Source organism: Curtobacterium sp. B18 (assembly GCF_000333375.1).
GTDB lineage: Bacteria > Actinomycetota > Actinomycetes > Actinomycetales > Microbacteriaceae > Curtobacterium.
The window spans coordinates 1-9,281 of record NZ_BACZ01000724.1 but is presented as its reverse complement, the minus strand read 5'-3'; the positions used below and the strand labels follow the sequence as shown (position 1 = coordinate 9,281).

At 72.1% G+C, this 9,281-nt stretch carries 11 protein-coding genes and 1 pseudogene; 7 read left to right on the top strand and 5 right to left on the bottom strand.

The genetic code is table 11. From position 1 onward, the window contains the following. From I5E_RS25820 to I5E_RS19330, 3 genes and pseudogenes are all read left to right on the top strand, one after another. Nucleotides 1-562 (top strand): annotated as a pseudogene (locus I5E_RS25820) (hypothetical protein); the annotation flags it as partial. 77 nt (nt 563-639) lie between these two features. After that, nucleotides 640-870: a hypothetical protein gene (locus I5E_RS25815; protein ID WP_187290556.1), complete on the top strand. Its 231-nt coding sequence runs from the start codon at nt 640-642 to the stop codon at nt 868-870. A gap of 103 nt (nt 871-973) precedes the next feature. Then, nucleotides 974-1,816, top strand: a complete 843-nt coding sequence (locus tag I5E_RS19330; protein WP_022908437.1) for a helix-turn-helix transcriptional regulator — start codon at nt 974-976, stop codon at nt 1,814-1,816. 12 nt (nt 1,817-1,828) lie between these two features. On the opposite strand, the gene I5E_RS19325 is transcribed toward I5E_RS19330, so the two are convergent. The 4 genes from I5E_RS19325 to I5E_RS19310 all read right to left on the bottom strand — a co-directional run bounded on the left by I5E_RS19325 (nt 1,829) and on the right by I5E_RS19310 (nt 3,818). Next, entirely contained in the window at nt 1,829-2,647 is an 819-nt protein-coding gene (locus tag I5E_RS19325) for an SDR family oxidoreductase (protein ID WP_022908436.1), read from the bottom strand. A 100-nt stretch (nt 2,648-2,747) separates the two neighbouring features. Beyond that, nucleotides 2,748-3,098: a hypothetical protein gene (locus tag I5E_RS19320; RefSeq protein WP_022908435.1), complete on the bottom strand. Its 351-nt coding sequence runs from the start codon at nt 3,096-3,098 to the stop codon at nt 2,748-2,750. Then, nucleotides 3,095-3,307: a PLDc N-terminal domain-containing protein gene (locus I5E_RS19315; RefSeq protein WP_022908434.1), complete on the bottom strand. Its 213-nt coding sequence runs from the start codon at nt 3,305-3,307 to the stop codon at nt 3,095-3,097. The genes I5E_RS19320 and I5E_RS19315 overlap by 4 nt, the downstream gene beginning before the upstream one ends. A 70-nt stretch (nt 3,308-3,377) precedes the next feature. Beyond that, nucleotides 3,378-3,818: a VOC family protein gene (locus I5E_RS19310; protein WP_022908433.1), complete on the bottom strand. Its 441-nt coding sequence runs from the start codon at nt 3,816-3,818 to the stop codon at nt 3,378-3,380. Between the two features lie 58 nt (nt 3,819-3,876). Here I5E_RS19310 and I5E_RS19305 point away from each other — a divergent pair, with 58 nt between their 5' ends. From I5E_RS19305 to I5E_RS19295, 3 genes are read left to right on the top strand one after another with little or no spacing between them, the layout of a single operon-like run. Next, nucleotides 3,877-4,911 (top strand): nitrilase-related carbon-nitrogen hydrolase, encoded by a 1,035-nt coding sequence (locus I5E_RS19305; protein WP_022908432.1) that lies wholly within the window; start codon nt 3,877-3,879, stop codon nt 4,909-4,911. After that, nucleotides 4,908-5,927, top strand: coding sequence for an agmatine deiminase family protein (locus I5E_RS19300; RefSeq protein ID WP_022908431.1), 1,020 nt, complete (start codon nt 4,908-4,910; stop codon nt 5,925-5,927). Before I5E_RS19305 ends, I5E_RS19300 begins: the two co-directional genes overlap by 4 nt. A gap of 48 nt (nt 5,928-5,975) precedes the next feature. Further along, nucleotides 5,976-6,293 carry a helix-turn-helix domain-containing protein gene (locus I5E_RS19295; protein WP_022908430.1) on the top strand — a complete coding sequence of 106 codons (318 nt, stop codon included), beginning with the start codon at nt 5,976-5,978 and terminating at the stop codon, nt 6,291-6,293. 21 nt (nt 6,294-6,314) lie between these two features. Here the strand turns inward: I5E_RS19295 and I5E_RS19290 are convergent, their stop codons facing one another. Beyond that, nucleotides 6,315-7,445, bottom strand: a complete 1,131-nt coding sequence (locus I5E_RS19290) for an alpha/beta hydrolase (RefSeq protein WP_022908429.1) — start codon at nt 7,443-7,445, stop codon at nt 6,315-6,317. A 330-nt stretch (nt 7,446-7,775) separates the two neighbouring features. Here I5E_RS19290 and I5E_RS19285 point away from each other — a divergent pair, with 330 nt between their 5' ends. Then, the gene (locus I5E_RS19285; protein ID WP_022908428.1) at nt 7,776-9,188 is read left to right on the top strand and encodes an APC family permease; all 1,413 of its coding nucleotides are present in this window, start codon (nt 7,776-7,778) and stop codon (nt 9,186-9,188) included. Nucleotides 9,189-9,281 lie beyond the last annotated feature (93 nt).

The following is a 9,281-nucleotide window of genomic DNA, read 5'->3' as shown; positions in this document are numbered from 1 at the left end:
GATCGTGACGGCGCCGCTCCTCGCCCTGGTCGCGGTCGCCGAGCTCGCCCGCACCGCCGTCCGCCGGACCCAGGTGCACCGGCCACGGCGCGGCATCCGGGCCGTGCTCGCCCTCGCTGCCGCCGGGGTCCTGCTCACCGGGGTCGCCACCGCGCCGAGCACCCTCCGCGCGGTCGTCGACGCACGCTCGGACCCGGCCGCCTGCCTGGACCGCTGGGCCGGGGGACGGGACGTCGTGGGCGTCGGGCAGTTCTGGACCGTCCGCCCCCTCGCGACCTACGCGTCCACGAACGTGCAGCTGCTGCAGGTGCGGGACACGTTCCAGACCTACCCGTGGCTCGTCGACCTCGGCGCGTACCGCGACGCCGCCCCGACCTTCGTCGTGATCGGGTCCGGCGACGTCTGGACGACCGCCGTCGAGGACTCCCTCGGGCCGCCCGCGACGATCACGCACTGCGCCGGGTTCGACGTCTACGACTACGCCGGGACGGCCGGGGCCGCCGTGCTGCAGCGGGACGTCGTCGACAGCGCCGACGCCATCCGGCGGGAACGCGGGTTCTGAACGCCCGCCCTGCGAAGTTCTCCACAGCCGCGCGGCGACGACCCGTCGTGCCTGAACGGATGTATAGGCTCGGGTGCGTGACTCGTCCCCCAAGCCACCCGCGTCGCCGTGCCGCCGTCCGCCTCCGTCTCGCCGCCACCGCGCTCGCGCTCGCGGGCCTGGTCGGCACGGTGGTGCTCGACGCCCCGGTGGGCGATCTCGAGTCCGATGCCGTCGCTCGCCCCGGTCACGAGGACCCGGCGTCCGCCGAGGTCCGGGAGGGTCAGTCGTTCGTTCCGTGCCATGGTCCGCCTCTTCCGTCGTCGTGAGCACCCGATCCGGCACCCGAGACGATCGTCGCCGCGTCGTGCACACGCAACCACGGCCTGACGATCCGTGGCTGCGGTCGACGCCCCGGGAGAGGATGGGCGCATGATCGACCGAGCGTCCCTCGCGGACTTCCTCCGGAGCCGTCGGACGGCCCTGCAGCCCGAGGACGTCGGCCTGCCCAGGGGTCAGCGCCGTCGCACGAGCGGCCTGCGGCGCGAGGAGGCGGCGTTGCTCAGCAACATGTCCGTCGACTACTACGCGCGACTGGAACGGGAGCGCGGACCGCAACCGTCCGACCAGATGCTCGCATCGATCGCGCAGGGCCTGCGCCTCACGATCGCGGAGCGCGACCACCTCTTCCGCCTCGCCGGCCACGAACCACCGACGGCCGCGTCCGGCGGCGACCACGTCAGTCCCGGCATGATGCGCATCTTCGACCGGCTCGCCGACAGTCCGGCCGAGATCGTCACCGAGCTGGGCGAGACGCTGCAGCAGACGACCCTCGCCGCCGAACTCACCGGCGACGCCAGCGGCCGACGGGGCGACGACCGGAGCATCGGGTACCGGTGGTTCGCCGACCCGGCGTCCCGCGACATCCACCCGGTCGAGGACCACCCCTTCCTGTCCCGGATGTACGCCTCGGGTCTCCGCACCGTCATCGCTCGCCGCGGTCCCGACTCCCGGGCCGCACACCTGGCCGAACGGCTCCTCGCGACGAGCGAGGAGTTCCGCGAGGTCTGGGCCCGCCACGAGGTCGGCATCCGCCCACGGGACCTGAAGACCTACCGCCACCCGGAGGTCGGGCTGCTCACCCTGCAGTGCCAGGTCCTGCAGGACCCGGACAGCTCGCAGAACCTGCTCGTGTACACCGCCGAACCAGGCAGCGAGACCGCCGAGCGACTCCGGTTGCTCGCCGTCGTCAGCTCGGCGGTCGGGCACCCCTGACCGTTCGGTCCGTCAGGCGCCGTGGGCCTCCTCGGCCACCGGCTGCCACTCGCGCCAGGTCGCCAGACGCGACTCGTAGTCCCGCTCCGCGATGCCGAGCGGCGCCTTGCCGAAGAAGACCCGCAGCGGCGGCTCCTCGGCGTCGACGACCTTCAGGATCGCGGACCGGGTGGCCTCCGGCTTGCCCGGATCGGCAGCGGACGGGCGCTTGGAGGCGGCCTCGCGCACGCCGGCGTAGGCGGCGATCTCCTCGCTGTGCTTCGACGACGGGCCGGACCAGTCGGTCGAGAACCCACCGGGCTCGACGAGGGTCACGTGGATGCCGAAGCCCGCGACCTCCTGCGACAGCGACTGCGACAGGCCCTCGAGCGCCCACTTCGACGCGTGGTACGCCCCGACCGTCGGGAACGCACTGATCCCGCCGATGCTCGACACCTGGATGATGTGTCCGGACCCCTGCTCGCGCATGATCGGCAGCGCCGCCTGGGTGACCCAGAGCGCGCCGAACAGGTTCGTCTCGAGCTGCGCGCGCACCTCGTCCTCGGTGAGCTCCTCGACCATGCCGAAGTGGCCGTAGCCGGCGTTGTTGACGACGACGTCGAGGGAACCGAAGTGGTCGGCGGCGCGCTGGACCGCGGCGACGTCCGCCTCGCGGTCGGTCACGTCGAGCTGCACGGCCAGGAAGGTGTCCGGGTACTGGTCGACGAGCGCCTGCACGTCCTCGAGGTTGCGGGCCGTCCCGGCGACGGAGTCCCCGCGCTCGAGTGCCGCTTCTGTCCACTCGCGGCCGAAGCCCTTGGACGCGCCGGTGATGAACCAGGTCGTGCTCATGTGTCCTCCTGTTGTCTGACCGGCCCAGCCAACGCCGGGAGTTCTGGAGCCACCTCGACACCCGGGGGACGCGCGCGCCGACCGGACAGCGGCGACCACGTCAGCCGATGGACAGGTCGGTCGCCAGGAGCCCGAGCAGGAAGACCACGACGATCGACCCGAGCCCGACGGCCGGGGTCCACACGCGCCGCCTGAGCGTGGGCGGCCCCTCGGCGCCGAGGGTCCACGTGGTGATCGCGATCGCGAGCGACACGATGGGGACGGCGATCAGCGCGGTCCCCCCGACGCCGTCCGCGCACACCGTGTGGTCCGACGTGCACGACGCGTACGCCGTCTGGCCGATCAGCATCCCGAAGAACGTCGAGAACGCCGCGAACACCTCGAGGAACACGAGGAACACGAACGCGACCCCCAGCGCCCGTCCACCGCGGCGGCGGATGCCCTGGGTCACGATCGGGTCCAGCTCCGCGTCGCGTACCAGGCGATCACGCCGAGGAACGGTGCGACGAACACCGCGATCATCCACCCGACCTTGCCCTCGTTCGACAGGCCCGGGTCGCGGAGGATCGACCGGACCGCAGCCACCCACAGGCACACCAGTGCGACCAGCAAGGCGACGAGGGAGAGGGAGGCTCCGGTCCCCATCAGGTTGTCGAGCATGCCGTGATGCTCCCAGGACGGCGACGGCGCGGACAGCCCCTCTTGGCGTGACACACACGCCGAACGACCGTCACCCTCGGGGCGCGGCGAACTCCAGGTTGACGTCGTCCGGGTCCTGCACGGACAGGATCACGAGCCCGAACGGCGGCAGGTCGGTCACCTCGCCGTGCGGGATCCCGGCCGCGTCGAGCCGACCGACCGCGGCGTGCAGCTCGTCGACCGAGGCCACCCGGAACGACACGTGGTCGAGGCCGACCCGGTCGGGGTCGAACCGGTCTCCCGCGGGCGCGACCGGACGGAGGCCGAGCGTCTGGCCGCCGAACGTGAAGGAGCACCCGCCGTAGGTCCGCCACGGATCGTCGTGGATCGTCGGGTCGTCGATCTGGTCGCTGAAGTCGCTGCCGGGAGGCATCCCGAACAACTGCCCGTAGAACGCCTTGCTGCGTCGGATGTCGGTGACCGTCAGCCGCACGTGCGAGAAGCCGAGCGGCGTGACGACGGGTTCGCTCATGCACCCACAGAACACCGCGGGGCTTGCGCTCGTTGATCATACGATCAACAATGGCGACATGGACGTCATCACCGGCACACCGCAGCCGTCTCCCCTGCACGAGGACACGGGCCGACCTCGACGCCGGGTGCGCGTCGCCCTCGTCCAGTCGCGCTGGCTCGACGACCCGACGGCGCACCGTGTACAGCTCGCTGACGGCATCGCCACCGCGGCCGCGAACGGCGCCACCGCGGTGTTCCTCCCCGAGCTCACGCTCTCGCGGTACCCGGGCGACACCCCGGCCAGCGGGACACCGAAGGACACGGCCGAGTCGCTGGAGGACGGCCCGACCGTCGCGTTCGCCTGGGACCAGGCGACGCAGCACGGGGTGTTCGTGCACGCGTCCCTGTACGAACGGCCCGCCGCCGACGACCTCCCCGAGGACCCCCGCGGCTACAACACGGCCGTCCTCGTGGCCCCGGACGGCACGCTCGTCGGACGGACGCGCAAGACCCACATCCCGATCAGCGCCGGGTACTACGAGGACACCTACTTCCGCCCGGGTGCCGACGCCGATGCCTTCCCCGTCTACGAACCGACCGGACTCGGTGCCCGAGTGGGACTGCCGACCTGCTGGGACGAGTGGTTCCCCGAGGTCGCCCGGTCGTACGGCCTCGCCGGCAGCGAGGTCCTGGCGTACCCGACCGCCATCGGCTCCGAGCCGACGTTCCCCGACTTCGACACCGCGCCGATCTGGCGACAGGTGATCGTGGCGAACGGCATCACCGCCGGGCAGTTCATGGTCGTGCCGAACCGATGGGGCGACGAGGGCGACATCACCTTCTACGGGTCCTCGTTCATCTCCGACCCGTTCGGCCGCGTGCTCGTCGAGGCACCCCGGGACGCGAGTGTCGTGCTCGTCGCCGACCTCGACCTCGAGGCCCGCACCGAGTGGCTCCGGCTCTTCCCCTTCTACGTCACCCGGCGACCCGACCTGTACGGCACGCTCGTCGACCCCGTCGACGAGGAGCGCCACGCCTTCGGCGCACGCGACGCGATCGACGCGGCCATCGCGGTGGCGGCGACCGACGCCGGACGCGAGGTGCGCGCATGACGTGGGCCATGCCTCCCGAGACCGCGCCGCAGGACCGCACCTGGATGGCGTTCCCACGCCCCGGGCTCACCCTCGGCGACGACGCGGCGAGCGCCGAGGCGGCTCGTCGGGTCTGGGCGGCAACCGCGAACGCGATCGCCGAACACCAGGCGGTCACCGTGGTCGTCGACCCGGTCGCGCGCGACGACGCCCGCCGGCTGCTGTCGGGCGGCATCGACGTGCTCGAGACGCCCCTCGACGACTTCTGGATGCGGGACATCGGCCCGACCTTCGTGCTCGACGACGTGACCGGTGCGCTCGGCGCCGTCGACTGGGTGTTCAACGGGTGGGGCGCCAACCCGTGGTCGACGTGGACGCGCGACGCCGAGGTCGCTGCCACGGTGGCCGCGGCGGCCGGCGCGGAACGGATCCCCTCGCTGCTCGTCAACGAGGGCGGGGCGATCCACGTCGACGGTACGGGGCGGGTCCTCGTCACCGAGACGGTCCAGCTCGATCCCCGTCGGAACCCGTACGCCGACCGCGCGCGGGTGGAGCACGAGCTGGCGCGGACGATCGGTGCGACCGAGGTGGTCTGGCTCCCGCGCGGGCTGACCCGCGACTACGACGGGTTCGGCACCCGCGGGCACGTCGACATGGTGGCGACCTTCGCGGGTGCCGCGATGGACACCGTGCTGCTGCACGCCCAGCCGGACGCCGGCCACCCGGACCACCTCGTGATGCCGATGGTCCGCCGGGCGCTCGAGGAGGCGACCGACGCCACGATCGTCGAACTGCCGGCGCCGAGCACGCTCACCGACGCGGGCGGCCCGGTCGACTGGAACTACGTCAACCACGTCGTGGTGAACGGTGCCGTGATCGCGTGCGCGTTCGGCGACCCGGTGGCGGACGACCGGGCGCGGGGGATCCTCGCGGACGTCTATCCGGGGCGCGAGGTGCGTTCGGTCGATGCCCGCGAGGTGTTCGCCCGGGGCGGCGGGCTGCACTGCATCACGCAGCAGCAGCCGGCGGTGCAGTAAAGATCACTTCAGTAGCCATTACGCACCGTAATGCGTACTGTAGTGACCATGAGTGAGCAGGATCCGCGACTCGCACAACCCTTCCCGGCAGCCATCACGCGTTCCGCGCGAGCGATCGGATCGGACCTCGCGGGGTGGCGGAAGATCCTCGGCCTGACGGCCGAGCAGGTCGCCGATCGCGCCGACATCACGCGGGCCACGCTCAGGAAGCTCGAACACGGCGACCCGTCGGTCGGATTCCACGTCGTTCTGCGGACAGCACGTGCGCTGGGGGTGCTCGACACGCTCACCGAGGCGCTCGACCCGTTGCAGACCGACCTGGGACGAGCGCGGGCGGACATGCTGCTCAGGAAGCGGATCCGGTGAGCGCCCGCGGCGCAGGAGACGTCAGGCCGTAGGCCCCCCGAGCCCGACCCGCGGCTGCAGCCAGTCGAGCCCCGCGGCGAGCGCCGCCCGTGCCGTCACCCAGCTGTGCCGGCCACCGGGCACCACCCAGGTGGCGACGTGCATGCCCGCGGCCCGGGCGCGCTCGGCCATCACCGGCATGACCGGCCCGTAGGTGGTGTCGAGGGCCCCGGCGGCGAAGAACGCGTTCGAGTCCCGGAACGGCGCACCGGCCCGCAGCAGCGCCGCCGGCTGCGCGGCCGCCCACGCCGCCCGGTTCCCGGCGAAGCCCTCGGTGATGGTCTTCGTCACGCTGCCGAGCGACGGCCCGTCCTCGCCCGAGACGTCGATGAGGTTGCCGAACCGCGCGGGGTCGCCGGCGCCGAGCTGGATCGCGCAGGTGCCGCCCTGCGAGAACCCGCCGATGGTCCACGCCGACGCGGCGGTCTGCACGCGGAGGTGGCTCGTCACCCACGCCGGCACGTCCTGGGTGAGGTAGGTCCGACTGTTGCCGAGCTTCCCGTCGACGCACATCGGGTTCGCCGACTGCGGGCCGAGCTGGTCGGGGACGACGACGACGGGTGCGAGTCCGCGGTCCAGCGTCGCGAGGGCGTCCATGGTCCGCTCGATCTGCCCGCCGGTCTGCACGTCGTCGGGACCGGCTCCGCGGGACTGCCCGGACAGCAGCACGTCGACGGGGAGCGCCGGTGGGTCGGCCGTGAGTGCGGCCGGCGGCAGGTAGAGCAGTGCCTGCCGGACGGCGAAGTGCGACCGCGTGGCCGGGATCGTCACGCGGAGCAGTCGCCCCGTCGCGGGCAGGTCGGTGGGCGCGGTCCACGTCGTCGCGAGGTCGAGGCTCGACGGCTGCGGCGTGGTGCCCGGTGCCTCGGCGGCGGGGATCCCGCCGGTGGCCGCAGCGGTCGGTGCGAGCGTGGCGGGACGCGCGGTCGGCACGCTCGTCGCGTGGGCCGTGGAGGCGCGACTCGGCTCCGCCGCGACGGCTCGCCCGGCGGGTGCGGCGCTGGCCTGGTGCGCCGCTCCCCAGCCGCCGGCGGCACCGAGCGCGAGGCCGACCACCAGGCCGGCGGCGAGCAGTCCCGTCGAGCGGGAGCGGATCCCTGGTGTCCGTGTCATCGGTCGTCCTCGTCCGGCTCGCGTCCGGCCCGGTGCCGGTCGCGCGGAGCCGATCGTAGGGAGTCGCGCCGGGAGGGACCCGGCGGTTTCGGGCCGCTGGCTGAGCGTCTTCCCGGCCGGTCCCAGGGTGCGCGCCGCGAGGGAACCGACGCCCGCGACGGCAAGCGACACCGCGTACAGCAGCGTGGTGACGGGTGTACTCGGTGGCGGGTCCGGCGCACGGCACCGCGTCGGTATCGTCAGCGGACCGGTCCACCCGACCCGGTCCGTGCACCGTCGCACGGACCCCGGCCCCCGCGGCTCCGGCCGCGAGCAGGAGGGAACTCCCCCATGGCGTCACCCACGATCGTCTCCGCCCCGCCCCGGCCAGCGCGCGGCGGGTCCCTGAAGCGGAGCCTCGGGCTGTGGGCGATCGTCGGCCTCGGGCTCGGGTACATGACCCCGACCGTGGTGTTCGACACCTTCGGCATCGTGTCCGGCGAGACGGACGGTGCCGTGCCGAGCGCGTACCTCATCGCGCTCGTGATCATGCTGCTGACGGCGATCAGCTACGGGAAGATGGTCCGCGTGTACCCGGCGGCGGGGTCGGCGTACACCTACGTGCGGGAGTCGATCCACCCGAACGCGGGCTTCATGGTCGGCTGGGCGTCGCTGCTGGACTACCTGCTGCTGCCGATGGTCAACGCGCTGATCATCCGCCTCTACCTCGAGCAGGTCTTCCCCGCGCTGCCCGCCTGGGTCACCGTCGTCGTCTACACGCTGTTCGTGACGACGGTGATCTGCCTGTCGATGCGGGGCACCTCGAACCTCAACATGGTGCTGCTCATCGGCGCGATCCTGGCGATGATCGCGTTCGTCGTCTTCGCCGTGATCGAACTCGTCGAGGGCGCCGGAGCCGGCACCGTGGTCAGCACCGAGCCCTTCGTCCACGACGGCGTGACGATGTCGGCCCTCCTCACCGGGGCGACGGTCGTGTGCTTCTCGTTCATCGGCTTCGACGCGGTGACGATGTACACGGAGGAGGCGAAGAGCATCCGCATCATGCCGAAGGCGATCCTGCTGACCGTCCTCATCGGCGGCCTGATCTTCCTCGTCTCGGCGTACTTCGCCCAGCTCCGCTTCCCGACCAACGCCCCGTTCGGCGAGTTCACCGACGACCCGCTGCCCCAGATCGGGCTGCTCGTCGGCGGCAAGGTGTTCCAGGCCGTCCTCGTCTCCGCCGGGTTCGTCGCCGCCCTCGCCTCCGGACTGGCGTCCCACGCGAGCGTCGCCCGCATGCTGCTCGTGATGGGCCGCAACAACGTCCTGCCCAAGAAGGTCTTCGGCTACGTCAGCCCGCGCACCCGGACGCCCATCCCGAACGTCGTGATCGTCGGGGCGGTCACGCTCCTGGCGATGACGTTCTCGCTCGACACCGTCTCGGCCTACATCAACTTCGGTGCGCTCATCGCCTTCACCTTCGTCAACCTGACGGTGATCGTGCACTTCGCCTGGCGCCAGGGCCGGCGTCGCACCGCACGCGACCGCTTCTCCTTCATCGTCCTGCCCGGCGTCGCGATGCTGCTGACCGGTGTTCTCTGGTCTCAGCTGCACGCCGACGCCCTCATCGCCGGCGGCGTCTGGGCCGCGATCGGCTTCGTGTACCTGCTGGTGATCACGAAGGGGTTCCGGATCCAGCCGAAGGGGTTCGACGAGAACCAACCCGTCACCGGCGTCAACAAGCAGCTGACCGACCAGGTCTGAACCACCGCCCGGCCCGAACCACACAGGAGACACGATGAACGACACGGCCACCGTCTACGCGGTCAGACTCTAGAGGTTCCCCGGGACCGAGCT